Here is a 25,462-nt window from a genome sequence, read left to right as displayed (position 1 = left end):
AGTCTTTAGAATTTTGGAGCGATAGACCGTTAGCATACAAACATATCGGCATCATTAAACAATGCAAATATCGTGGGCAAAGCCTCATTCATTTGCTATGCAAACAATGAATGAGGCTGCCAGGAAGCATGTGTATCATAACCAGTACAATTCAAAGATTGGTTCAAGCTCAATGCACATTCTCATTCTGCCCTCGTGGTATCCTGACCATGCAAACGAAGTTGGCGGTGTTTTTTTTCGTGAACAGGCGGTCGCGTTGGCCAAAAGCGGGCTGGCAATTGGAGTTATCGCACCTAAACTCCGCTCACTTCGCCGACTTCCACTGGTAAATTTCGGGTCACGGAGTGAATATGAAAATGATCGGGGTGTCCACACTTATCGATGGCACGGAATGGCTTGGTTTCCGAGAATTTCGTACGCCAACAGTTTGCTCTGGCTGAAAGCGGGAAGGCGACTTTTCGATAGGTACGTTGCCGAGCATGGCATGCCGGACATCATCCATGCACACTCGGCACTCAATGCCGGTTTATTAGCGGCCTCCATAGGGCAGCAACGCGGCGTTCCTGTTGTTCTCACTGAACATAGTTCGGCATTTGGGCGTAGATTAGTATCGGACAGGCAGAAAAGACAGGTTTCTCAAGCATTTCATGGAAGCCAACGGTTGATAGCCGTAAGCCCACAGCTAGCCACCTTGCTTCGAGAGGAATATCCGGCCACGGAGGAACGGTGGTTGTGGGTGCCTAACATCGTTAACAGTCGCTTTTTCGACAGACCAGTATCTAAAGGGTCGAGTTCTTCACGCTCAGCATCTTTTCGTCTGCTAAACATAGCTATGATGACCCCGAACAAGGGACAAGAAGATTTACTGAAAGCGTTCGCAAAGGCCTTCAAAGGAATAAAAGATGTTGAACTCTGGCTCGGTGGTGACGGACCGTTGCGGAAAGAACTCGAAACTTCTACTAAGCTTTTGGGAATGGACACACAAGTAAAATTTCTTGGTATACTAAACAGGCATCAGGTTCAGAATGCACTCCACCAAACCGACGTCTTTGTCCTTTCCAGCCATTACGAGACATTCGGAGTGGTCATTATAGAGGCTTTGGCAGTAGGCCGGCCCGTTATTGCCACCCGTTGTGGCGGGCCCGAATGCATAATCGGCGAAGGAGACGGGTTGGTAGTAACACCACAGGATGTCGATGAACTTGCGGAGGCAATGCGGACGATGCGCATGAATATTGGGAGTTATGATGCCGAGGCGCTGCGGGCACGGTGCCGCGCCCGATTTAGCGAAGACGCCGTTGTTAAACAACTGACAGCCATCTATCGCGGTTTGCTCGCCGAGGGATTGCCGAGATCATTATCACGAAAGGGCCCCTAGTGAGATCTGCGACAAATCTCGGCCTGGTTAAGCTGAGCAGCAATATCGCTCGAACATTGGCACGTCAACTAACAGCTGCACTCCTCCAGCTGGGAACAGTAATTTTAATTGCACGATCACTAGGGCCCGAAGGCAATGGCCAATACAGCGTCTCCTTGCTGTTGCCAACGTTTTTATCAACCTTGCTCAATCTAGGCATAGGTCCTGCGAATGTTTACTACATCGGTCGGCGCACAGTTGCACCTTGGGTAGTTGCCCGTGCAAATGTTCGTGCTTGGGGAATACTCGCACCGCTGGGTTGCTTAGTCGCTTCCATTCTAATGACGACGAAAAAGGACCAACTCTTTCCAGGAGTACCACTCCAATTTTTATGGGTGGCCCTGCTGACGTTTCCGGTCACCCTTCTCCAGAGCTATCTGGTTACCATATTGCAAGGGATGCAGGACTTTCGCCGTTTTAACTTCGCCGTTCTATTGCAACCGGCTGTGACTCTAGTTCTGGTTGCCAGCTTTCTGTTACGGGGTGGTGGTGTACTGGCGGCTGTCACCTCGTTTTTGATCGGCAACATCGCGGCCCTTCTTGGAACTTACCTGCTGTTACGTCCTGAGCTTGCCAAGACAAATGAGCCAGGGGAAGATGCTCCCCACTTTGGTTTGGCATCAATCAGATACGGCATTAAGGCCCATCTTAGCAATATTCTAACCTTTATTAATTACAAAACGGACATCTTCCTCGTCAACTTCCTAATGACTCCTGCAGCTGCTGGAGTTTACGTTATTGCGGTACAATTGACAGAACGTTTGTGGATTCTGTCCCAGGCAGTCAGCACGGTTATTCTCCCGCGCTTGTCAGAGTTACACACGGAAGAAGATATGCGAAAGGAGCTGACTCCGCTTATCGCACGATGGGTGCTGATGCTTACGTTCCTCGGTGGCGTAATCCTCGCGGGTGCCTCCTATCACTTGATCCAATTTCTGTTTGGGGAAGCGTATATTGACACTCTCGAGCCTTTGTTAATCCTATTGCCAGGCATCATCTTGTTAAGCCTCTCACGGATTTTGGCGAACGACATTGCCGCGCGGGGGCGTCCCGAGCTCAACTTCTATTCAGCCATTATTGTGGTACTTATAAACGTTGTTGGCAACATTTTATTGATACCTATGGTTGGTGTTTCAGGCGCGGCCATTGCGACAACTGTCGCCTACACGGTCGATGCGGTTCTGCGCATTATTATGTATGCCAAATTGAGTGGAAACCCCTGGTATGTCCCACTCTGGAAAAAAAGAACTAGGTCTGCCCTTTACCCTTAAAAAGTACTAGCCTGGATTCCCACGTTAGTTTTTTGACTTAACACCACGCGAGCACCGAGCGATGCAAGCAAGAGCAATCTATCGAAATTGCATGGGTTTTACCAGCGAATCGAGTTTAAACTGAAACTCTATTGGTGTAGAGAGCGTTATGTTAACTCATTTACTGATAAACATAATTCCATTATATTATTTTCAAAATGGAATAAACATGCGTTGGTAAATTATTTCGAATTTGCTGGATATTTTCATATCGATAGAATTCATAAATGAGAAATAACTGTTTGGCTTGCTATTTTTATGTTAAAAATTAGAGCAAGCTAGAAATATTAAAACATTAATATTGTTCAGTAATGTCCGGTTAGGAAATTGCATGTGTGAGCCTAAAAAAATTTACAAAAACAGGCGCCTACGTTGATTTTTCGCTTGACATTTCCGTGAAGGTGTGGGCCGCGCGCTTTTTCGTAAAATCCAATAATTATAATGAGTTACGAAAATGCCGCGGAGCTTCTACCCACAAGACAAACGAGCCACATCATCGTTTCAAGATTTATGGCAACCTGCTGTAACCGTTTTATCTGATAGTCCGCCAATGATTTCACGGGGAAACAAGCCCATTCAAATGCATTTCGAACAACAACTCAAAGCCCTGGTTTACTTCCACCTCGAGGAGCACACTTCTGGGCGCCACCTTCTCCAGGTACTGGAGGAGGATGAGTTTGCCCGCAGCGTCATCGCTCCTCCCGATGGGATGAAAAAAAGCACTTTCTTTGAAACCATTAATTCTCGGGGTGTTGAACAACTCCTGCATGTCTTCGAAAAGCTCTACCACAAAGCAGCCAAAGCGATCCCTAATGAATATGCCCAATTGGGAGATCTGGTAGCCATCGATGGTTCCCTAATCGACGCTTGTCTCTCTATGACCTGGGCTGATTACCGGGACGGCGCCAAAAAAGCCAAGGTCCATGTTGGTTTTGATATTAACCACTCCATACCCTGCAAAGTTTTCCTAACCGATGGCAATGGGGACGAGCGCCCCTTTGCCGCCCATATCATTGCACCTGGTCAGACCGGGGTGTTGGATCGCTACTACCAGTGTCATAAAAACTTCGACCTCTGGCAGGCTGAAGGTAAATTCTTTGTCTGTCGCATCAAGGCCAATACCAACAAGACTGTTCTTCGATCCAATGAGATTCCCTCAGACAGTTTGGTCTTTTTTGACGCCATCGTTTTGCTGGGTACTCCCGGAATCAATCAAACCAAAGAAGAAGTTCGGCTCGTCGGCTATTATGTCGATCACAAACCCTACTGGGTGGCCACCAATCGCCTCGGTCTATCTGGTGAACAAATCGCCACCGTTTACAAACTCCGCTGGCAGATTGAAAAGTTCTTCGCTTGGTGGAAGCGCCATCTTAGAGTCCACCACCTCATCGCCAGAAGCCCATACGGTCTGATGGTTCAGGTTTTGTCGGGCTTGATCACATACCTTCTTTTGGCTATTTACTGCCACCGGCATTACCGGGAGAAAGTCAGTATTCAAAGGGTGAGGGAGCTACGTATCAGAATTCAAAATGAAACGAGAAATCTAAGCCCCTTGGCTACCGATAATGAAAAATGGCGAAACCCAAAGCAACGCAACCCAATGCGATATGAAGATTATGCAAAAACCTAACCGGACACTACTGACCTCAGGTAACAGATGATGGGAACTGCTCAAGTGGCCCAAAACTGGGTTGATCACATTAAGACGGGTATCGCAGGCCTCGGCCGCACGCTGACTGAGGCGTGTTAAATTGGCTTACGTGTGGAAGATTTATATCAACCCTGTTGAAGCAATCGCAAAGATCAATGCTCTGTTGATCCTTGCAATTTTCGCTCTTGCAGTAGCAGATAGCTCCGTCTTGCAAGGGCAGACGGGGATAAATGCAGGTCCCCTGCTGTTTCTGGTGATTCTGGTAACAGCTTTGTTTAACTTGCGATTAAAAGTAATCTATACGCTGTTCGTGATACCTGTTGCTGGCTGGATAACAATCAGCACGACTTTCAATAGTTCGAATATGGAAATGGGGCAATATAATAGCGCCATCATGAGTGGGACGATCTTGCTTCTCTTTGTTGTCCATCTCAAGTATATTGATCGGACCCTCTTTGTCAGAGGATTGAGCTTCTTACTGATTTTCTGCGTCATTCTTACATTTTATCTTCGGATAAATAACATCTCTTTTCTTGAAAACGAGGCACTGGAACAGCTTTACGCATCGGATTTTTATGGAGCCTTCGGACGAATGCAGGCATTCTTCTTAAACCCGAATAGAGCAGCTATTTTTTTCGTAGCATCGGCACAATTAGCTCTTGTTTTAATCAGGCACCCATTGGTACGTTTCTCCTTGTTTGGAGCATTTGCTCTTCTAACCCTTTTTACGTTTTCCAAAACGTCAATAGGTGTTCTCGTCATATTCACCACAATCTACTGCATGCTTCGGACCAGGGCGAGATTGGACCGGGTGGTGAAGGTTGCCTTCTCCCTTTTCATGGGGGGAATAATTGTAGGATTGCTGTTTTCTGTTCTCTTTCCGGATGAAGCCAGATGGCTTTTCTTGAGAATCACGACAGCAGGGCTGGCCAGCCGTGAGGAAGTGTGGGGCGCATCGCTCAAAACTGCTACAGAGAGCCCGAGAAATTTTCTCCTGGGGATCGGGCCCAATATGTTCCAGTATTATGTAGAAAGAAAAGGACAGCAAAGATCGCTCTCGTCTCACAATTCCTATCTAAATGCCTTGGTTAATTTCGGGTTTCCCTTTGTCCTGTTTTCGCTCTCGCTGCTGTTCTTCACCCTTTACGATCATCTAAGAAAGCGAAGGTATCTCCTCATACCGTTCTTTGTGAGTGTTCTAATGTATGGAATGACAGAATCAGTCACCTTGGCCGGTTCGTCTCTCATATGGCTTTCGTTACCTCTCATGATCCAGTTTCTTGCATCGGTAGATCCTTCTCAGGCTCGGCAAGGCAAATCAAGCAAGACCATTGGAATAAGCCTTGTATATCCGAGGAGATTTAATAAATCGCGGCGGAAGCTGCCTACGGGAGCAAATTTTTGACGACAGGGTTGCTGACGGGTATCTGGAAGTTTGTGGCGCTGAAGAAATACCTAGAAAAACGGGCTACAGGGTTTGAATTTGGGCGTGCACCGGCGTTTGCGCCGATGGTGAAAAGTGCAAGGGCGCACTGATGCGAACGATCTTTTTTGCGTGACAACTGAGCAAATAAACCGAAAGCAAGACCGTGGAGGCTACTTCAGCTGAATGAGGGTAAGAGATTAGAGGATGATGAAACGTTGGTGATAAATAGAATAGTTGTGATGACTTCAGTACATCCTCGCCAAGACGCGAGGATTCTCCATAAGCAATGCCGATCCCTTCTAAAGATCGCCAATGAGGTCTCTCTTATCGTTGCGGATGGATTGGGCGACCAGAATGCAGCAGGCATCGCCATCCATGACGTCGGAGCACCACATTCTCGCGTAGGGAGGATCTGGCATACCATCCGGAAGATCTATTCCAAAGCTCTGGGATTGGACGCAGACATCTATCATTTTCATGACCCGGAGTTGTGTGCTGTGGGGTTGCTGTTGAAACGTCACGGATACAAAGTGATTTATGATGTCCACGAAGATTATCCGCTGAAAGTATATCAAAAACATTATCTTCCCAGGAATTGCAGGGGCTTGCTCTCTGCTGCTGTGAGAATAGCTGAGCGCTGGTGCTCGTCCAGATTCGATTCGATCGTAGCGGCTACTCCTGAAATTGGCAAATTCATGCAGGTGGCGAACCCACGAACGGTGACCGTGAAAAACTATCCTGTCGTGGAAGAGTTTTTAAGCCAGGTAGAAAAGAAGTGGGAAGAGAGAGAAGAAGCAGTAGTCTACGCCGGCGGACTGATGAAGGAGAAGGGCATCGACAAGTGCGTCCAGGCGTTGGAGATTTGCCATAGTGCCGCTAGAATGCACTTGGCCGGCAAATTCGTTAATCAGAATTTTAAGCAAGGACTCGAACAAACGCCTGGGTGGAAAAAAGTTGAATTCCATGGATATCTGGATCGAAAGCGATTGGGAAGACTTTATGGAAAATGCAGGATAGGCATTGTGACACTTCAACCAATCCCATCCTACGTCGTTTCCCTGCCGGTGAAAATGTTTGAATATATGGCTGCTGGACTTCCCGTAATCGCATCGGATTTTCCACTGTGGAAGGAAATAGTGGAGGCGAAACATGCGGGAATTTGTGTGAATCCAGCTGATCCATCAGAAATCGCCGACGCCATCGATCATTTACTGAAAAACCCAATAACGGCTGAGGGTATGGGCCGCAACGGCCGCAGGGCGGTTCTCGAGGAATACTCCTGGGCTTCGCAGGAAAAGGTTCTGATTGAGAGCTATCGTAAATGCATTTCATAGCTGGCTTGTACGACTCATCGCGGAATAATGCGAAGAATGAGAGATTGTTCAGTTTATTCGAGACAAGCCTAGCAAGTTACCCCAAGGTGTGTGATGAATCCTAAAGTGTCTTCGTGCCATCAGGGAACTGACCTCCCCCAGTGTCTCTTCTGCAAGAGTTCAGCGATACAACCGCTTGAGATTGAGGGTGCCAACAAGCCTGGACAACCATATTTCATTTGTAAACTCTGCGGGCTCATTTTTGTTGAATTTGAGATAGATAAGGCATTCGAACACTCGCTCACAAACGACGTCGTCCGGCAGCCTCCTTCAAGCCATAATCTCGATGAATTTGGGGAGAAATTCGGTTCAGTAAAGTATTTTAACTTTTATGCCGGCATGAATCAGGAGCTTGGCGAGACAGTGATTGCGCAGAGTGTAGTTGATGCCATCAAGATGTATCATTTGAACGGCAGCAAAAACAAAAATATTTCGATTCTTGAAGTAGGGTGCGCCACGGGCTGGCTGCTTAGCCGCCTCCAGCGAACTTTCCCTAATGCTCAGATGATGGGCCTTGAGCCCAACCCCCATTCGTGCTACACGGCATGGTCCAAGTTTGGAGTTGAAGTACGCAATGGAACGGTTCAAAGCTACCTGCCAGTGCATGGAGAGTGCTTTGACGTGGTTGTCATGATGGGTAATTTGCAGCTTCACCCTGACCCTTTTTGCACACTCTCCCTTTTAGCAAAATCGCTCTGCCCTGGTGGCTTGATAATCTTCGAGACTAAAAATCCCCACAGCAGCCCGCGCTTGCTGGCCAATCTTGTTGCCCGTATTCCCTGGATATCGCGAACGACTTTCGCCAGAAAAATCCAGCGACAATCTTATAATGGATTGCGGGTAGGTATTCCCATGTCCGTCATCACACGCCATGTGAAGTACCTGGACCTAGAATTATGTAAATTGGAAACAACGGGGCCGCGCTCGCTTCGGTTTCAGTCGAAGAAGATGAATGGCAGAACTTTTCGTATAATGTGGAAGGTGGCCGATGCGATTGACTGCATACGTGGTCAACGTGCCTGGACGTTTGTAGTGGCAAGAGCAACTAGATGCAGGAAGTAGAATAATGTGTGGCCTGGCAGGAATTATTACAGGAAGGAGGAGATTTAATACTCAAGAACGACACCCTATGCTCTCGATCCTTAGGACATTGCGTTTGTCCGAGAGTTGATCGCGCGTCACCCGCAAGAGGGTCGTTGCTCGCTCTCGAAAAGAGTCTGTCGAGCATGGAAATGGACTCAACCAAAAGGCCAACTCAAAGACATGATCTGCAGAGGGCTGCTTTTGCGGATGGAGCGGGAAGGTTATATTCGGCTTCCCCCTCGCAAGTTCACTCCGCACAATCCTTTGGCAAACCGCAAGGACCCTCGGTCGGCAGTGGTGGATCAAAGCCCTGTCGAAAGATCCATCAAAGAGATTTTGCCGATTACGTTACGGCAGGTCCGAAGGAGCGCGGATGAGCATCTTTTCAACAGCCTGATCGCCCAGTTTCACTATCTGGGCTACACTCAGCCGGTGGGCGAGCACCTCAAGTATCTGGTCTCCTGGAAAGATCGCACCATCGCCTGCCTAGCATGGTCTTCCGCCCCGTGGCACCTTGCCAGCCGCGATCGCTACATCGGCTGGAGTGCTGAGCAGCGCCGGCGCAACCTGCATCTTTTGGCCTACAACACGCGGTTCTTGATCCTTCCTTTTGTCCGTGTGCCGCATTTAGCCTGAGGTGATTTAATAAGTCGCGGCGGAAGCTGCCTACGGGAGCAAATTTTTGACGACAGGGTTGCTGGAGGGTATTTGGAAGTTTGTGGCGCTGAAGAAATACCTGGAAAAAGGGGCTACAGGGCTTGAATTTGGGCGAGCACCGGCGTTTGCGCCGATGGTGAAAAGTGCCAGGGCGCACTGATGCGAACGATCCTTTTTGTGTAAGAAGTGAGCAAATAAACCGAAAGCAAGACGGTGGAGGCTACCCCAGCTGAATGAGGTTATGAATGGATTTAGCGATAGATGGAGGTCTGAGCTTGGCCTTGATGGCCGGATCATTGGTTTGAGACAGTTTTCTAAACAGACAAGTGGTTCTGACAATAAAGTTGAAAGCGCGAGTGAGTAAGAGCACGATAGCGGCGATCTGAATGAGGATGCCGGCTCTGAAGCTGCCGATCACACGGGGTTTGTCAAGGATTTTCAAATCTTCTTTGAGAGTGGAGTTGGCTCTTTCGGATGCGGAACGGATTTTCTTAATTTCTGAGGCAATTTAAGAGGGCTGTACGGAAGGGGCGAAAATAGCGTAGCAAGGAAGTGACCAGGGTGATTTAAGTTCGACAGGCATGGATTTGGGGGGTGAGCGGATGATTTTTGAGTCGCATACGCGGCCGAGAGGGGCGGTCGGCAAGTTATGGGGAAAAGCTACCCGTTCATCTCACTTAAGAGATGTCTTGAGGGCTGCAATTAGAGATCATGTCAGATGCTATTCCCGCTGGATGAGGTTCCAAATGAACTTGGGCACCTTTGGACCTGGAAGATAAGTTCCTTGCTGAGGCATTTCTACATCCTGGCGTTTCTTTCTAAGGGCCAAGGTGACCTTCACAATGAAGGCCGCAATTCTCTTGAGCATGACCGCCATTACAGCCAGAAAGGCAAGGATACCGGCGTTGCCCAAGCCTCTGATTTTGGGTTTGGTGAGAATGTTGAGGCCGACTTTAGCGGTCGAATTAATCCGCTCAGAAGCGGGGCGCAGGGCTTTTAACTCTTTGTGCCTCAGAGTGCCACGAATAACTTCTGTAATGAGTCGCGGGAATTGCTTGATGGACATATGAGTACTGAAACCCTGATAGTTGATCCAGTGGCGACAATGATCGGCAAATTTTTTGATGTCTGGATTGGAGGTTTCCAAGCACTGCCGGCGACAGCTGAAGTTGGCTCTTTGGGAGGCAAAGTCGAAACCGTTGGGCCGGGTGAGAACGCCACATGGGGCATACGGCCAGCCATTTTGATCATAGCCTCTTTGCTTTAATGCCGGGAGATTAACCTTCTCATTTCTGACGTTGTAGTCGATGACGGGAATCGCTCCATGGGCTCTGGAAAATTCGTAATTGTGTAGTTCATCATACTTGGCGTCAGCCAGATCGACTTTTGATGTTCTTCCCTGATACTTGGCAATCTGTTCCTTCAGGGGAATGTACTGGTTTCCCTCCTGGGAGTTACCTGCGATGGTGATGCAGGCGACGGGAAGCTCGATGCCGAGGGTGAGTTCCACCGAAGTTGCAATGACAGCATCACGCCGAAGGCGTGAAGATTTTTTCCTTGCGGTTGGTCACGCCATGGCGTGATTGGGGTCTCTTCGTACCCCGATGCGGGCTTCTGTATCCGAGGGTAATTTTGGACAGGAAAAGGCAAAGGAGTCAACTTCATCGGCCAGGTTTATGGTGTGGAGCAATCCTCTTTTGGCAACCAGGTTGAGTTTGGCCTCGGCGAGCTCTTCCTTGAGACCGAAGAGTTGGTTGAGAATGCTGTGCTGCTCCCAGTTAGCCTGCACCAGCGTCAAAACCAGGAGCTCTACCTTGGGACGGGCCACATCTTCAGGGAATTTGGTAGAGGGGCATTCCACCTTGATGCGGATCTCTTTTCCGAGGACAATCTTTTCTGGTTCCCTCAAACGGTAAAGAATTCTTTTGCGAACATTTTCTATCAGCCCATGAAACTCGATGCAACGGCATACGGACGAAAAGTAGGTGCAGCCTTTGTACCTGGCATTGGTTGGGAAAAGCGTGCCGTCAATGGCAATAGCCTTATAGGAGAGGAATCCCAAAAGATCCGCGATCTCGAAAAGTACCTGGAAAATCTGTTCGTAGCGCTCTTTTCCCAGCCGTTCTTTGAAGTTTGTAAAGGTTGCTTCGCAAGGGATGTTGGAGTAGCGAAGCCCTGAGTAGAGTCGGTAGTGCTTTCCCCTTTCCTTATCGTGCACTGTTTCGAGAAAGGTTTTAAGGTCTGGATACTTTTCCAGGTAGCAAAATCACGCCAAGGCGTGAGAGCAGGAAAAGACTTACCGGGTCATAGGCAATGCCCACGATGCCGTACCGATCGGCAACCAGTGAGCGAACGAAAGAGAAATCAATCATTGAGCAAACTAACCGACAAAGTCCCCCTTGAATGCGGCCGGAACTGCCGATTCTGATATAGTCACGCCTTGGCGTGACTGATAGGAGTAGCTCGAGAGCCAGAAGATCTCGGGTTTGGGGAATGGGCGGTGATGTTTTTGACAGACGCGGACACGGATGCGATTGAGTTTGCTCAAGACACTTCCCAGGCTGAAAGCAGCAAGATTTCTCAATCCTGTCGTGCACCTGTCGTTAATGGTTTGTGGTTATGTCACTTGCCTATCCAAAAGTGTAAAGGTATTGGGAGCAACTCTTTGGAACATGCGACCGCTTTTAACTTTTTTGGTCAGGGCGGAAACAATGGTCTCGCGATCCAGCAGCACACCGAAGTCTTTTTCTGCAATGGCGATGATCTCGGTAACGTGGAGGGGCTTTCCAGCCGCTGGAGTACGTCATGGACAACGTCCATTTGAGACCTACCCGTTTTTTTGCGAACCGGTTGCTCCGTTCCACGCAAGAATTGGCGAATAACTTTAAGCTGGGATTTCAAAAGGGATTCCTGCAATTGTGCCCATTCTTTGAGGTCCATGAAGTGCTCCTGTAGTGTGATGGAAGGCTACCATCTTGATAGTATGTATGTCAATAATAAAAAGGCCCTACTCTAATAAAAATTTCATTCAACCTTGGGCTGGATTATAAGGTAGGTAACGGGTGTTAGGAAGTGTGCAAATCCCCCAAAACTGGGTTGATCGCACTAAGGCAGGTCCCGCCGGTCGCGGATATGCACCAGTTCAGGCGTCTTAAATTGGCTCAAATCCCCCTTACCTTCGCTGTTACCGGCTGCCTAACTCACCATGGGCGCTGAACGGTTACACATAAACGGCAAATTTAGGTTTCCATGTCCCAACATAAAGAGCGAAATGTGAGTTACATTTATTGTGAAAATTCTACTCCTTTTCCATCACTATCGTACCATTAACATGAGAGGTGGTCTCCGTTCTTTTGAAATCGGGACCTATCTGGCGGCTAAGGGCCACCACGTAACTGCTATTGTCCCAGGGATTGATCCATTAACCGAAGCACGCCACCCAGGCTTGAAATTGAAACCCTGGATTAAGGAAAGAATCGATGGCGTAACTTTGTTGTGGGTGAATTCATCCTCTAATGAGAGAGCAATAAAGCTTTCGCGAATTCTTTACTTCCTAACTTCCTCCTGCATGCAGTTTTTAGCTTCATTTTTCGTTCGGAAACCAGACGTACTCATTTCAACCTCCCTGCCTCCGTCCTTGTTGATGCTTGCCTATCTTCTAGCTAGAATAAGGCGAATTCCATTGATTGTGGATGTGCGCGACCTTCCTTTTGACTATTCTGTTGCAACCCAATATATGAGAGGGGGAAAGTTAATAGGGTTTTTAATGAAGATCGAAGCTGCTATTTACAATCGTGCTGATTTTATCTTCACGGTATCCAAAGGCATTCTGCAAATGATCTTGGGCAAAGGCGTTTCACCAGAGAAAACAAGCTTTTTGCCTATTGGATATGATAAGCTCTATTATGAGAAAAATATAGATTTCGGCAGGAATATCAGGAAAGAATTGGGTTTGAATGGGAAATTTCTTGTGCTTTACGCAGGTTCCATGGGATACGTAGTCGATATCATGACGGTTTTAAAAGCAGCTGAACTTACATCGAAGAATGAAAATATTTTCTATGTATTTGCTGGTGCCGGGCAACGTCTCAAAGAATACGAGGCATTTGCGTTTAAAAAAAAACTACCCGCGATTTTTATTGGTGAAGTTCCAAAATCAGATATAATTTTGCTTTGCTCAACTGTGGATGTCTGCGTATACGCCTTGGACGATAAGCCTATATACGGAACATTTCTAGGAAATAAAGTCTTTGACTATCTTGGAACCGGAAACCCTTTGTTATTTTGTGGCCCAGAAGGTGATATTACCGAGCTGTTGCATGAGAGCCTTGGCGGTATCTGTTTGAAACCTGGCGACTTTGAAGGTCTTGCTGAAAATATTCTCGCCTTATATGAAAATCCCAATAAATTGAAGTTACTGGGAAAGAATGCCCAGAAAACGGTTGCGCGCAAGTATCTGACTCAAAATTTGATGGATCAGTTGAATGACATCATAGAGAAAACTGTTAGACAGGCTGCTGAAAATCGTCTCTAATCTCAGCGATCATTTAGAAAATCCCTTATTGTTTCGACGTGATGGCCTGTTCTCAGCTTAAAAAACAAGTGCGCGTTTTGCCGGTTGGTCAGCGCGACTCTCACATTTTTTCGCATTGCATAGACCCGCAAAAAACTAAAACGTTTCACATCGAAGAGAGCCTCCAATGCTAACATCATACCTTCCTGTCATCATAATAGGCGCCGGCCGCTCGGGCACTAACATGCTTCGAGATGTATTGACGCGCCTGCCCGGTTGCGTAACTTGGCCATGTGATGAAATCAACTATATTTGGCGACATGGAAACAGAGACCATCCCACTGATGAATTCACGCCTCAAATGGCATCTTTGCCGGTAAAGAGCTTTATCAGAAGATCGTTTGATTCTCTGCACGAGAGCTATGGGGGGACGCATGTAATCGAAAAAACATGCGCCAATAGCCTTCGAGTCGGCTTCGTTAGAGAAGTTCTGCCGGACGCATATTTTATTCATTTGGTCAGAGATGGACGAGACGTGGTCGTCTCTGCTGCAATAAGGTGGACTGCTCCTCTCGATCTTCCTTATGTAGTGAAGAAGGCCAGGTTTGTACCGTTGTCAGACATGCCCTTTTACGCCTCACGCTATTTAATCAATCACGCCGGTCGCATTCTAAATGGGGAGAAGCGACTTTCTTTTTGGGGGCCGAGATTCATCGGTCTGGAAGATATGTTGGGCAGTAAAAGCTTACTTGAAATCTGTGCGCATCAATGGGCCAGATGTGTCACCAGAGCAGGCGACGCCTTTCCCGGTATCTCGCCCGAAAGGATCCTTGAGTTGCGGTATGAGGATTTTGTGGCAGAGCCTTTCAATCTCACTAGCCAGATCACCGACTTTCTATCGATAAGGTGCGATAGTGATCTTGTTCGATATGCCGTTTCCTCGGTTTCACAAAAAAGTGTCGGCAACTGGCGACGGCAGTTGAGTAAACAAGCCATCACCAAGATCGCGCCGATTTTGAATCCAGTATTAAAGAAATACCATTATGAAGACTAAACTTGCCGCGCCTGCTTATGGGGGCCAGAGACATTTCTCAACAGCGAAAGAGGCCACTTCTGCATGGTAATTTTTTATTGCAAGTCTTTGGAGGGTTTCCATTGCTACTATGAGACAATGCAGAACCCAGTTTCAAACGCTTATTAGGATGTGAAGAAGAATGAGTGAAGAACATTTCATGTTAGATGCTGAGGAGTGCGAAATCCAACCTGGATGTACCATCGGTTTAAGATATTCTTCAAATTGCCGGCCTGTGAGTTTAGGACGTTGGTCGCGAATCCGAAAAGGAACGATAATATATGCAGATGTGTCTATTGGTGACTACTTCCAGTCGGGGCATCATGTGCTCATCCGCGAGAATACAGAAATCGGAGACCACGTCGTAATAGGAACGAATACCGTGATTGATGGGAATGTCAAAATAAATAGCTTCGTTAAAATTGAAAGCAATTGTTACGTACCTACTCACACTTCAATTGGAAGTCGCGTCTTTCTGGGTCCCAACGTCACCCTTACCAACGATAACTACCCTCTTAAGATGAGAGATTCATATGTGCCTCAAGGTCCAACAATCCATGACGGCGTCACTTTATGTGCAGCTGTTACTGTTATTCCCGGGGTGACGATCGGCGAAGGTTCTTTTGTTGCTGCGGGTGCAGTCGTCACCAAGGATGTACCCCCGAGGAGTTTGGTAAAGGGCGTGCCTGGTGAAATCCTGCCGCTGCCTGAGAGGTTGTTGGAGCTGAATATGGCCCTGAGTTGGAGGAAATATCTCAATGGGTGACGAACTTAGACTAGGTGTCATCGGCTGCGGAAAACAAGCAAGAAAACACATAGCCAGTTTAAAGAAAATACCAAATGTACAACTCGTACTCACTGACCTGGATCGAGACTGCGCCCGAAAGGTAGCAGGGGAAGAACAACTTGACTGCGTAGACGACTCCGTAGAAATCTTTATGGACCCTAGCATACGCGCTGTGGTGATTTGCACTCCAACTCGTTCCCATATGAATCTCATAAGGTCCGCACTGGAGGCGGGAAAGGACGTGTTCTGCGAAAAGCCCTTATCAGACTCTCTCTCCGAAGTAATAGAATTGCAATCCAGGTTGTCCACATTTGGTCGAATTGTCATGATCGGGTACATTTACCGCTTCGTTCCGGTCTTTACGGAGGGTTTCAAGCTATTCCGCAAGCAAAAACTGAATGGTGAAAGCCTTACCATGGGCCGAACGTTGAGCGCTTTTTTGCGATTGGGTGGTCGAGGAAGCCACCAGCTTTGGAAACATCAAAAAGTAAACGGTGGAGGGGCTATTAATGAGATGCTTGTGCATATGCTGGATTTGGCTAATTGGTACTTTGGTCCCTTAATGGACGTAGAAGTGACTTCATGTGGGCTCTTTTGTCCGGTCCGCCATATACAAGGGGAGAAAGTGAGGGTAGATGCGGAAGATTTCGTGATTGTTCGGTGTGCGGGAGCAGACGGAGCAGAAATCCATTGTCAAGCGGATCTCATCACTCCGGCGTTCAGTCAGTACATTGAGGTACAAGCGGAAAACGGCTCCTTTATGGGCTCGATCCAGGAAGATATGCCCAGCTATGTATACCTTAAAGAGAGTCGTGGGGGATATGCTGCTGGAAAAACTCACTTAGACTTTGGCCCGAGAAACATTTTGGACATTCAGATGATGGAATTTGTGCAAGCGATATTGAAGCGGGAACCGCCCGGTCGGAACAGTGTTGCCGATTCGCTGGAACTTATGAAAGTCTTGGAACAAATTAGAAGGCATATCGGTTAAACGGATACCTGTTTAGTATACAGCAAAACATATCGTTTTCCCTTCTTTCTTTACATGGTGCAGTAGTATTTGATGAATGCCCAAAGACCCTTCACTCAACTCATGGCGAATGGAGCTGCTCTTATGATTGAAATGGCGCAAATCAAGTTAACTGATTCTGAAGTTGATGCGGCGGTGCGTGTGCTCCGGTCAGGGTCTCTGAGACAAGGCAGGGAATGTGACGGGTTTGAGGCAGAATTTGCGGCTAAGGTCGGTGCAAAACATGCGGTTACTTGTGCAAATGGTACGGCGGCTCTCCATCTTGCCTATATGGCTTTCCTCGAGCAGGGTGACGAGGTTCTGGTGCCATCATTCACGTTTATCGCAACCGGAAGTATGGTGACACTGTGCGGTGGAAAGCCGATCCTTTGTGATGTTGATCCGGCCACTTTCTTGCTAGACCTGAAAGATGCTGAAAGGAAAATAACTAGAAAGACGAGAGCAATCGCTCCCGTACACCTGTTCGGCAATCCTTGTGACATGCAGGCCGTTGCCGAGTTTTCCCGCAAGCATAACTTGACTATCGTTTGGGATGCCGCTCAAGCCCATGGAGCACGTTACCACGATGGAGACATAGGTGGTTTCGGAGATTTTGTTTGCTATTCTTTCTATCCCTCCAAAAATATGTTTGTCGGCGAGGGGGGGATGATATGTACGAATAATGACCAATTTGATCACTTGCTGCGCTATCTGCGAACGCATGGACAAACGGGCAAATACATTCATACCATGCTTGGTCTCAACTATAGGATGACCGATGTCGAGGCAGCCATAGGGAGGCAACAACTTCAGAGACTTGATGAAATGCTCGAACTGAGGTCACGCAATGCCCGGTTGCTAACGGAGGGCTTGTCTGATCTTGAGGGAATCAGGTGCCAGCGTACTACGCCAAGTGGTCAGCATGCGTGGCATCAGTTTTGTGTGGTCATAGATCCGGTGATCTTCGGATGTGATAGAGATACTCTGGCTATCAGGCTCAAAGAGAAGGGAATATCAACCGGAGTGCACTACCCTCGCGGACTCCATCAACAACCTGTCTTCAAAGAACTTTATGGGGAATACCGTCTTCCTTCAACCGAGCATCTCGCCGAACACATTCTGGCCATTCCTGTCCATCACGGCCTTTCTGAGGCTGATGTACTGTACATCATCGACTCCATCCGGACCCGCCATGAGTAAAGAATATCTATTCCCCAGCTTCTTCGTATGATCTTGCCTGCGAATGAAACGCGCCAGGGTTTCGGCCCAACCGTCATTGGTTACTTTCACTATGACGCATAGGCAGCTCATGATAAAGCGTACTTTCGATGCCCTGGCGGCCTTTGCTGGACTGCTTGTTGCGATTGTGCCGCTCTGCCTGGTTGCGCTGCTAGTGAAAGCTACTTCTCAAGGCCCTGCCCTTTTCATACAAGTTCGGGTAGGACGTTATGGTAGGACCTTCAAATGCCTGAAATTCAGGACCATGGTTGCAAATTCGGAGCAGACTGGTACGGTTACTACGGCAGGTGATAAACGAATAACACCGGTAGGACGTTTTCTTAGACGCTATAAATTAGATGAATTACCGCAGTTATGGAACGTGCTGACAGGGGATATGTCTTTTGTGGGACCTCGTCCGGATGTGCCGGGTTATGCAGACCAATTGCAGGGAGAAGATCGCCGTATTTTGGAACTGCTGCCTGGAATTACGGGGCCGGCTACATTAAGGTTCAAGGATGAAGAAGCAATTTTGGCGGAGGTCTCTGATCCGCAACGTTATAACGACAAGGTCATCTATCCCGAGAAAGTCAGATTGAACCTGGCATATCTTGATAATTGGACATTGCGAAGAGACCTTGGCTATATCCTGGTGACTGTAGCTCCTGGGATAAGCCACAAACTAGGTATCCGACACCGGCTTGGGCTGGATTGAAATGGTCTTATGAATTAACAGCAGCCATCAAGAATTGAAAATGAAAAAACAACGCATTTTTCTCTCTCCTCCTCACATGGGAAATATGGAACAGGTTTTTGTTCGCGAGGCGTTTGAGAGCAACTTCATTGCTCCCCTGGGTCCGCAGGTTGACGCATTTGAACGCGAGTTTTCCGATTATACCGGAATCGAGCATTGCGTTGCGGTATCAAGTGGGACCGCGGCCATGCATTTGGCCCTAAGATGCCTCGGGATCGGACCAGGCGATGAGGTACTTGCGTCCACCCTGACTTTCATTGGAAGTATTACTCCAATTTTATTTCAAGGAGCCACCCCGGTTTTTATCGACTCCGACAGCCTGTCCTGGAATATGGATCCGGAGCTCCTTGAGCAGGAACTGATCGATTGTGAAAAGCGCGGTAAATTGCCAAAGGCTGTGGTCCCGACAGATCTCTATGGTCAGTGTGCCGATTATGGCAGAATACTTAAGATTTGCGATAGATACGGTATCCCAGTGGTCGTCGATGCAGCGGAAGCTTTAGGGGCTCTGTATCAGAGGACAGAGAACAGAGGACCGAAGACAGAAGACAGAAGGCACGAGACGGCTGGCATGGCACGGTCAGATCCAGACACGCAAAGCTCAAGACTGAAAGCTAGAGGCGATTGGCGGCATGCAGGAAAAGGGGCCCAAGCCGCCGTCTTTTCATTCAATGGAAATAAAATCATCACTACATCCGGCGGCGGCATGCTGGCATCAGACGACGAGAAGCTGATTGCCCAAGCAAGATTTTTGTCACAACAAGCCAGAGATCCCGCTCCACATTACGAACATTCTACCATTGGCTACAATTATCGTATGAGCAATATTGTTGCCGCTATAGGAAGAGGTCAACTGCAAATAGTGGAAGAAAGAGTGAGGAGAAAAAGGGAAATTTTCGCCTATTATCAGCATGCGTTGAGCGACTCTCCTGGTATCGAATTTATGCCGGAAGCGGCATACGGATTGTGTAACAAATGGCTCACCGTAATTTTAATCACACCGGAGGAGTTTGCTGCGGATCGGGAACAGGTCCGCTTGGCCCTGGAAGACCAGAACATCGAATCAAGGCCGGTTTGGAAACCGATGCATTTGCAGCCCGTGTTTGAAATAAGCAATGAGCAGGGAGCAAAGAGCGCGGGGCAGAAGCGGGACGGGAGGGGAAGGAGAGTAGCAAAAAGAGGGGAGATGCACCAGGCACGGGTTGTTGGCGGACGCGTTGCAGAAGATCTGTTCGATCGTGGTTTGTGTCTTCCTTCAGGAACTGCCATGACCGACCGGGACTTGGACAGAGTGGTTCTAGAAATAAAGAATCTAGCCAGAAAATAGAATTCCTACCGAGATAGGTCTCGACCCCCCCTGAAGGACAATAACTAGCAGTAGGAGACACCCAAGCGAGGCTGCCGTCGGGAGTCAAAAATTCACTGCAAGCCCAAGAGGCAAGACGCATGCCCATTCACGTAGGCTCAGGGAAGGTTTGGCAAATCATGCAAGAGGAATGGAATAAACAGGAGGCACGGCGGGTAAACTCGCTTGCCTCCCGACTATTCTGCTTATCCGCGGATTGCACCATGCTCAGACTGTCGACATGACCTAGTTATTATTAATATAGATAATACTGATCAAAGAGCCTGCGGTTGCAGTTCCGCCAATTCGCACCCACACAGTCTGAGTGTTGCTAAAAGCAGTTAACGCTGTCGCGAATCCCTCTTTCCCTAGGGAACTGCTCAGATAAAATTGCCTGCTCCCACCCCAATGCGCGTCCGAAGTTTCATCCAGCATCACCATGTAGCCAACGCCAGGATAATATCCGACTTTCGTGATACTAGCACTGGGTACATCCACGGTTGCATGGGCTGACGGCACAACAACGAGTGGCAGTGCCATAACCATCATCGCCAAGACTATTATTAAATTCAACTTTTTCAATTTCATCCTCTTCTCCTTTCCTATGACTTCAAAACAATGCCAACTTTTTCCTCTCACCTTCATCTAGTTACGCATCCCTCCTTTCTTTTCATCCAAAATACCTCGCTAGTTCATCAACCAATTTGTCCAGCTTTCCACCTTCCTTGAATGCCCTAAAAAGGCTTCGACTACTTGAAGATCGGCTGCGGCTGAGCTTCTTGATTTTGCTGAGCATGCAAATTTCGCAGCACCTGCACACTAATGGTTTTAGGTTCTTCGCCGTTTTGCGCGGGAATTACCTCGACATCCATGGAATCCCTTGATGCCTCAATCTCATTTTCCTGCAAATCATGCAGAGCTTTTAAATCCCATGCAGTCGTTGCGGGATCATCCTCGTTTGTTAGGGGCTGAATTTCATTCGAACTCGAGATTTCTTCTTCTCTCAGTTGCTCTTCATGGAGCGCTTTGATTTGTCGGACGGACAGTGGCGTATCATCCTCAGATAAAGGAACTAGTGTATCGTCTGGTTGTGCCGCCAGTTCTGCTTCCTGCTTATCATGTAAACCCTTCAGCTGCAGAGCGCTCATCATAACCCCGTCCTCTTCAGAAAGAAGAGGCACTGCCTTATCCAATTGCAGGGCCGCCGCCGCTTCGGCTTCCTGTTTTTCGTGCAAAGCCTTCAACTCGTCCTCGGTCATTGCCACTTCTCCCTCTTCATCAGGTGAGAGAGTCACTACCTCCTCTGCTTGCAACGCAGGCTTATGTGTCTCCAATTGCTTTTCCGGTGCTTGTGATTTCACCCGTAACGAATCCACGTCAGAAGTTTGAGAAATCTTTTCGGGAAAGAGCTTGTTAGATTGCTCCGGATTGCTCGCCTCCTTTTGTCGGCCTAAGTGAGTTGGCTCGTCCATTGACTTCTCGGAGATGCCAGCACTCGAAGAGTTGATCGCCAATTTTGCAACCTCACTGTAGTTTCTTGAACTAAAAAAGTAAACATACGCTCCGTAGCCGAGAGCGAGACACGCAAACAGACTACATGCGACCCTCAAGTAAAAGATTTTATTCCTTGTCTCCATAACAAAACCTTCCTTCTCGGACCTATCGTGAAATATATTACACCATCATTTAGAGAAGATGACCTAGCGCTGAACTATCTTTGCAAACGACCCACAACTTCGATCAGGAATTTACGCAAGTTTTCGCGGTTAACGACCAGTTAATTTCCAAGATCTTGAGCTACTTAACTATTTGCACGTAACGGTCTACGCAACAGGCGATTCGCGTGTAACAGCTGAAACATGCATTCATTTGGTAAAGCAATCTGATCAAAATCGGATTAAAAGACCAGCTTCACAGTTTCTACAATGATATTAATAGTCGGCACTGAAAGAGTTTACAATGGGTAAAACGCAGTATTTTCACCTTACATAACCCCAGCTTAATATTCCTACTCGCGATGCCCTACAAATTGTGGAGGAAGCAAAATTTGGGCCGTTGTTTTGAGTTGACGTCTGTTGTGGATCCTTTGATGGTTTTAAGTTTTACGCTTTAGGTTTTAAGTGTTTGCTTTTATTAGCTCTTGCGCCTTCTTGGTGCTCTGCTTGGTGCGTTTTGTCTGTTAGGTTCGGTACCTTCGTTTGGTGCGTTAATTTCATTTTTCGTTGTGTTCGCCAGAAAGAGATGGCGCTTTTAAGTCGGGATTGTTGGGCGCGCGCATGTCGTTTTGAGCGCTGGGAGATTGGATTGTCACTGGCGTTGGATTCAATTTATAGAAGCGCATATGTCAAGTCAAGACTTAAGAATTAACCCGGATGGCCACTTGAAAATCCTCCACTTGTGGCCGGGTCAAAATCCCCCGGCGACAGTTGGAGAATAACCTACCAATGATGGGTTGAGAGATCCATCTTTTTTCCTTTTTCATCCTGAAGATTTTTGTTTGTCTTCCTTCAACCGGGCAGATGCCTCCTTGAGTCGATAGCTTTTTCCTTCGAACTTGAGTAGATGGCCCCGGTGGAGGAGACGGTCGAGGATAGCCGACGAGGCTGCGTTGTCGCGAAGGAGCTTTCCCCAGTCCTCCAGAGGGCGATTTGAGGTTATCAGGATGCTTTTTCTTGCAGAATAGCGATTGAGAACGATATCGAGCAGGTCATCGGCGGCTTGTTCGGGCACGGTCTTTCGAAGAAACAAGTCATCAATGACCAACAGATCGGTTTCGGAAAACAGCTTGGTTACTTTCTTTCTCCGTTTGAGCTGAGAGGCTTCGAAGAGGTCTTCGAAAAAGGTGTGGGCTTCCCGATAAACCACTTTGTAGCCGGTTTGGATGGCGCCGTGGGCCACCGTTTTGGCGATATAGCTTTTGCCGGTTCCCGGCGATCCGATCAGGAGGGCGTCATCGCCTTCTCGAACGAACTTGCCGGTGACCAGCTCATAGATTTCCTTTTTGGGCAGCTTGGGATTGAAGCCCCAATCGAATTCGGTCAGGGTGGGCCGCTCCGTGAGACCGGAGGCCTTGAAGCGGGTCTCACAGAGCCGTGAGCTTCGAGCATCCAGCTCATCTTGCACCAGACAGGCTAAGACTTCCACAAAAGAAGTCCCCTGATTGGCCTGAATGAGTCGAGATTCCAGGGTTGCGCTGATGCCATGGAGGCGAAGCGTCCTTAAGTGTCTTTGGATTTCTGGTAAGCTCATGTCCATCGGTTTGGCTCCTTCTTTTCGTTTTCATCCTGTGATTGGCTATTGTTAAATGATGCCCCTGTTTCGCAGCCACTGAAGCTGTTCTACCGTCATATCTGCCGGGTCTTGGATAGAGGTTGGAATCGGATCTTCGCCTTGACCATTCCAAGAGATGGTCCGATCCCAGTCAAACAGCGCCACCTCGAAGTTGTGGCAGCCGAGACGCTCGCCCACCTTGCGGGCTCCGTCGCGGCCGGCCTGATCCCGATCCAGAAACAACACGATGCGAGGAAACCGGAGCCTGGAACGAATCCAGCTCAACCGTTCGATCTGTTCGACTGAGATGTGAGCGCCCATCAAAGCACCGACATTGCGGCACCCAGCTTCCACGAGCTTTGCCACATCAAAGAACCCCTCAACCAGAACCAGGCCAAGAGCGCTCGTTTGACGGCTTGCTTCTTCATCCAGCATGAGCCGATCCTGATTGTAGATTTCCAGGCCTTTACGGAAGGGATAACTCCAGTATTTTCCGTCCGAGTCTTCTTGTTCCCGACTGAGTGCCCGTCCGATATGACTAAAAATAATCGGATGGAGATCGCGGCCGTTTTCCCGAACTCCTCGAATCTGGAATACCAACCGGGAATTGAGTGGAGAGGAGGCTCCTGTTGCGGACTTGGGCAGAAACCCACAGCCCAGGTAACGGCAAGTAGTCGCGGATATGCCCCGACGACTCCATTCGGGATGGTCCGAGCGCAGATAACGGCGTAGATCGACCTCGATGGCGCGATTGGTGTGGTTGGAGACCTTCGGACGGTCGGTATCTTGAACCTTCGCGTGTTCGTCGCGACCAGAGGGAGTCTGCGGAATCAATGTTGATATTCTTTTTTCCACCATCCATTGAGCGACTTCAAACATGGTCATTTCCCGGCCCTGTTGGCGCAACATCTCCCGGCAGAATTGCATGATGCCGCCGCCCTTGCCGCTGCTGAAATCCTTGTAGATATTCGCTGACAGGCTGACGTGCATGGAGGCCCGCTCCTCCTGTGTAAACGGAGATTTGATCCAGATTTCATCGTCTCGGCAGCGGCGCTTGTCGTCCACGCTGAGCTTGAATACCTGGATCACCTTCAGCCAGCTTGCCTGTTTCCAGATTTGGGGCAGCTGTTCCCGGGAGATAATGACGGGCCTCGGGGCAATGCTCTTCCCGGGGATCGGTTCAGCCACGGGAGGTGCTTGAGCGGCGTGTTGATCAAAGAATGCCGCGTAGTCTTCACCTGATCGGATCAAAGGATGCTTTTGGGTGAGCTCATCGGCTGGCTCGGCCTTGTTCTCCTTGGCTTCCGCCGCCATGCTCTCCACCATTCGCCGCACTGCCCTGGAGCTCTTTAGACCATTGTCCAACGCCAGTTTCGCCGCTTGCTCAACAAAGCGGGCCGGGTAATGCCGAACCAGATTAATTAGGCCATACATGCGCCGTTGCCCGCTGCGGCCTTCCTCGTCGAACCATTTTTCGCACAGGGTGGAGGTGTACGCTCCGATGCATTCGGCTTGAGCGAGCAATCTGTCGGTTTCCCGGGATGGATTGAAGATGCGGTCCCCCGGCTTCATCATTAAGGAGCCTGCGCGCTTGCTCTTTGGATGTCGACGAATGATCTCCATGCGGCGGGGATCCAAGATCTCGATTTCCCCGTCAAAGATCCGGATCATCACCGAGCTTCCTATCGGCGCCGGATTGGCCGCATAGTAGACTTGGCCCACCTGGATGGTTCCGTCATCGTAGACCGTCCGCGTCTCCTGTTGAAAATAGCGAAAGGGCATCAGAGGCAATTCCTGAAGATACGGTCTCTCTTCCTGGAACATTTCCTCCACCTGGCGCTTGGCTCGACCATGGATCCTGACCGACGCCCACCGGCTTTCCCAGTGCATCAACCATTCATTCTGGGCCTCGATGCTCTCGAATTTGCGGCCCTTCAAGGCGGTCTGCTGGGTGTGCTTCACCGCGTTCTCCACCGTTCCCTTTCGGTCCGAATCACTCACCCTCGCCGGGTCCGCCACTACGCCATAGTGGCTCAACATCTCGGCATACAACGGGTTGAGGTCGGGCTCGTAGATATCCGGCTTGATCACGCCCTCTTTGAGATTGTCCAAGGTGACGTATTGAGGGCACCCCGTAAAATACCGGAACGCTTCCTCATGCAGCTTGCACCAAGTCTCCTGGCTCGATTTCCATACGGTCTTGCGAAAGGCTCGCCCAGAATACTTCAGTGTCATAATGAAAAGACGCGGCCGTCGATATTTCCCGTTCTTATGAAGAGTCGGCGCTCCTTGTCCATAATCCACCTGAGCTTCTTCGCCCATTAGGAATTCCAAGCGGTCAAACTGCTCGGGGTCTTTCCTCTTGAGCCCCCGCACGAACCGCTTCACGCTGTTGTAGCGGTGAGCAAAACCGAAAAGCTCCACCAGATCCTGATAGATGGCCGTGGCGTTGCGGCCTAGTCTAACCTGCTCCTCAATCCACTCCCGATGCGGTTCGCACGAGGAACGAGCATGCTTGGGCAGCTTCCGGCCCGCAACCCCGCCATGGCGGGGCCGGGGTGGGGGATTTTCCACGGA

General features: G+C 48.8%; 21 protein-coding genes. 15 read left to right on the top strand and 6 right to left on the bottom strand.

Translation table 11 applies throughout. From position 1 onward, the window contains the following. Positions 1–61: 61 nt before the first annotated feature. From K1V27_RS21925 to K1V27_RS21895, 7 genes are all read left to right on the top strand, one after another. Positions 62–1,378, top strand: a complete 1,317-nt coding sequence (locus K1V27_RS21925) for a glycosyltransferase (protein WP_258932411.1) — start codon at positions 62–64, stop codon at positions 1,376–1,378. Then, positions 1,378–2,688 (top strand): flippase, encoded by a 1,311-nt coding sequence (locus K1V27_RS21920; protein WP_258932409.1) that lies wholly within the window; start codon positions 1,378–1,380, stop codon positions 2,686–2,688. Before K1V27_RS21925 ends, K1V27_RS21920 begins: the two co-directional genes overlap by 1 nt. Before the next feature lie 493 nt (positions 2,689–3,181). Continuing rightward, positions 3,182–4,357: an IS4 family transposase gene (locus K1V27_RS21915; protein ID WP_435051692.1), complete on the top strand. Its 1,176-nt coding sequence runs from the start codon at positions 3,182–3,184 to the stop codon at positions 4,355–4,357. A gap of 121 nt (positions 4,358–4,478) precedes the next feature. Beyond that, a complete protein-coding gene (locus tag K1V27_RS21910; protein WP_258932408.1) occupies positions 4,479–5,783 on the top strand; it encodes an O-antigen ligase family protein in 1,305 nt (434 codons plus the stop codon). A 260-nt stretch (positions 5,784–6,043) separates the two neighbouring features. After that, positions 6,044–7,138 (top strand): glycosyltransferase family 4 protein, encoded by a 1,095-nt coding sequence (locus K1V27_RS21905; RefSeq protein ID WP_258932407.1) that lies wholly within the window; start codon positions 6,044–6,046, stop codon positions 7,136–7,138. A gap of 93 nt (positions 7,139–7,231) precedes the next feature. Further along, positions 7,232–8,239, top strand: a complete 1,008-nt coding sequence (locus K1V27_RS21900; protein WP_258932406.1) for a class I SAM-dependent methyltransferase — start codon at positions 7,232–7,234, stop codon at positions 8,237–8,239. 228 nt (positions 8,240–8,467) lie between these two features. Continuing rightward, the gene (locus K1V27_RS21895; RefSeq protein ID WP_258932405.1) at positions 8,468–8,896 is read left to right on the top strand and encodes a DUF4338 domain-containing protein; all 429 of its coding nucleotides are present in this window, start codon (positions 8,468–8,470) and stop codon (positions 8,894–8,896) included. A 742-nt stretch (positions 8,897–9,638) separates the two neighbouring features. Here K1V27_RS21895 and K1V27_RS21890 read toward each other — a convergent pair. Both K1V27_RS21890 and K1V27_RS21885 read right to left on the bottom strand, forming a co-directional pair. Next, positions 9,639–10,427: a hypothetical protein gene (locus tag K1V27_RS21890; RefSeq protein WP_258932404.1), complete on the bottom strand. Its 789-nt coding sequence runs from the start codon at positions 10,425–10,427 to the stop codon at positions 9,639–9,641. Positions 10,428–10,484: 57 nt separating this feature from the next. Beyond that, a complete protein-coding gene (locus tag K1V27_RS21885) occupies positions 10,485–11,135 on the bottom strand; it encodes a hypothetical protein (RefSeq protein ID WP_258932403.1) in 651 nt (216 codons plus the stop codon). A 285-nt stretch (positions 11,136–11,420) separates the two neighbouring features. On the opposite strand from K1V27_RS21885, the gene K1V27_RS21880 reads away from it, so the two are divergent. The 8 genes from K1V27_RS21880 (at position 11,421) to K1V27_RS21845 (ending at position 19,597) form a co-directional block, all read left to right on the top strand. Further along, positions 11,421–11,741 (top strand): hypothetical protein, encoded by a 321-nt coding sequence (locus tag K1V27_RS21880; RefSeq protein WP_258932402.1) that lies wholly within the window; start codon positions 11,421–11,423, stop codon positions 11,739–11,741. 465 nt (positions 11,742–12,206) lie between these two features. Next, entirely contained in the window at positions 12,207–13,451 is a 1,245-nt protein-coding gene (locus K1V27_RS21875) for a glycosyltransferase family 4 protein (protein ID WP_258932401.1), read from the top strand. 166 nt (positions 13,452–13,617) lie between these two features. Continuing rightward, a complete protein-coding gene (locus tag K1V27_RS21870; RefSeq protein WP_258932400.1) occupies positions 13,618–14,484 on the top strand; it encodes a sulfotransferase family protein in 867 nt (288 codons plus the stop codon). Positions 14,485–14,644: 160 nt separating this feature from the next. Then, entirely contained in the window at positions 14,645–15,268 is a 624-nt protein-coding gene (locus tag K1V27_RS21865) for an acyltransferase (protein ID WP_258932399.1), read from the top strand. Further along, a complete protein-coding gene (locus K1V27_RS21860) occupies positions 15,261–16,280 on the top strand; it encodes a Gfo/Idh/MocA family protein (RefSeq protein WP_258932398.1) in 1,020 nt (339 codons plus the stop codon). The genes K1V27_RS21865 and K1V27_RS21860 overlap by 8 nt, the downstream gene beginning before the upstream one ends. A gap of 123 nt (positions 16,281–16,403) precedes the next feature. Continuing rightward, entirely contained in the window at positions 16,404–17,498 is a 1,095-nt protein-coding gene (locus tag K1V27_RS21855; protein ID WP_258932397.1) for a DegT/DnrJ/EryC1/StrS family aminotransferase, read from the top strand. Positions 17,499–17,607: 109 nt separating this feature from the next. Next, entirely contained in the window at positions 17,608–18,231 is a 624-nt protein-coding gene (locus tag K1V27_RS21850) for a sugar transferase (protein ID WP_258932396.1), read from the top strand. Positions 18,232–18,271: 40 nt separating this feature from the next. Next, entirely contained in the window at positions 18,272–19,597 is a 1,326-nt protein-coding gene (locus K1V27_RS21845; protein ID WP_309574037.1) for a DegT/DnrJ/EryC1/StrS family aminotransferase, read from the top strand. Positions 19,598–19,861: 264 nt separating this feature from the next. Here the strand turns inward: K1V27_RS21845 and K1V27_RS21840 are convergent, their stop codons facing one another. The 4 genes from K1V27_RS21840 to istA form a co-directional block, all read right to left on the bottom strand. Beyond that, the gene (locus K1V27_RS21840) at positions 19,862–20,203 is read right to left on the bottom strand and encodes a hypothetical protein (RefSeq protein WP_258932395.1); all 342 of its coding nucleotides are present in this window, start codon (positions 20,201–20,203) and stop codon (positions 19,862–19,864) included. Positions 20,204–20,364: 161 nt separating this feature from the next. After that, the gene (locus K1V27_RS21835) at positions 20,365–21,252 is read right to left on the bottom strand and encodes a hypothetical protein (protein WP_258932394.1); all 888 of its coding nucleotides are present in this window, start codon (positions 21,250–21,252) and stop codon (positions 20,365–20,367) included. Between the two features lie 841 nt (positions 21,253–22,093). Then, positions 22,094–22,870 carry an IS21-like element helper ATPase IstB gene (gene istB / locus K1V27_RS21830; RefSeq protein ID WP_435051691.1) on the bottom strand — a complete coding sequence of 259 codons (777 nt, stop codon included), beginning with the start codon at positions 22,868–22,870 and terminating at the stop codon, positions 22,094–22,096. 45 nt (positions 22,871–22,915) lie between these two features. Further along, positions 22,916–25,462: IS21 family transposase (istA, locus tag K1V27_RS23090; protein WP_435051690.1), on the bottom strand; the 2,547-nt coding region annotated here is incomplete at its 5' end.

It is taken from the genome of Desulfoferrobacter suflitae (genome assembly GCF_022603395.1).
Classification (GTDB): Bacteria; Desulfobacterota; Syntrophobacteria; order Syntrophobacterales; family Syntrophobacteraceae; genus Desulfoferrobacter; species Desulfoferrobacter suflitae.
Note: the sequence above shows the minus strand (reverse complement) of the source record. Positions and strands in the feature narration are given on the sequence as shown.

Coding starts and splice junctions, on each gene's coding strand:
- K1V27_RS21925 (WP_258932411.1), top strand. CDS start 62: ATGCAAATATCGTGGGCAAAGCCTCATTCATTTGCTATGCAAACAATG.
- K1V27_RS21915 (WP_435051692.1), top strand. CDS start 3,182: ATGCCGCGGAGCTTCTACCCACAAGACAAACGAGCCACATCATCGTTT.
- K1V27_RS21905 (WP_258932407.1), top strand. CDS start 6,044: ATGACTTCAGTACATCCTCGCCAAGACGCGAGGATTCTCCATAAGCAA.
- K1V27_RS21900 (WP_258932406.1), top strand. CDS start 7,232: ATGAATCCTAAAGTGTCTTCGTGCCATCAGGGAACTGACCTCCCCCAG.
- K1V27_RS21895 (WP_258932405.1), top strand. CDS start 8,468: ATGGAGCGGGAAGGTTATATTCGGCTTCCCCCTCGCAAGTTCACTCCG.
- K1V27_RS21880 (WP_258932402.1), top strand. CDS start 11,421: ATGTTTTTGACAGACGCGGACACGGATGCGATTGAGTTTGCTCAAGAC.
- K1V27_RS21870 (WP_258932400.1), top strand. CDS start 13,618: ATGCTAACATCATACCTTCCTGTCATCATAATAGGCGCCGGCCGCTCG.
- K1V27_RS21865 (WP_258932399.1), top strand. CDS start 14,645: ATGAGTGAAGAACATTTCATGTTAGATGCTGAGGAGTGCGAAATCCAA.
- K1V27_RS21860 (WP_258932398.1), top strand. CDS start 15,261: ATGGGTGACGAACTTAGACTAGGTGTCATCGGCTGCGGAAAACAAGCA.
- K1V27_RS21855 (WP_258932397.1), top strand. CDS start 16,404: ATGATTGAAATGGCGCAAATCAAGTTAACTGATTCTGAAGTTGATGCG.
- K1V27_RS21850 (WP_258932396.1), top strand. CDS start 17,608: ATGATAAAGCGTACTTTCGATGCCCTGGCGGCCTTTGCTGGACTGCTT.
- K1V27_RS21845 (WP_309574037.1), top strand. CDS start 18,272: ATGAAAAAACAACGCATTTTTCTCTCTCCTCCTCACATGGGAAATATG.
- K1V27_RS21840 (WP_258932395.1), bottom strand. CDS start 20,203: ATGAAATTGAAAAAGTTGAATTTAATAATAGTCTTGGCGATGATGGTT.
- K1V27_RS21835 (WP_258932394.1), bottom strand. CDS start 21,252: ATGGAGACAAGGAATAAAATCTTTTACTTGAGGGTCGCATGTAGTCTG.
- istB (WP_435051691.1), bottom strand. CDS start 22,870: ATGGACATGAGCTTACCAGAAATCCAAAGACACTTAAGGACGCTTCGC.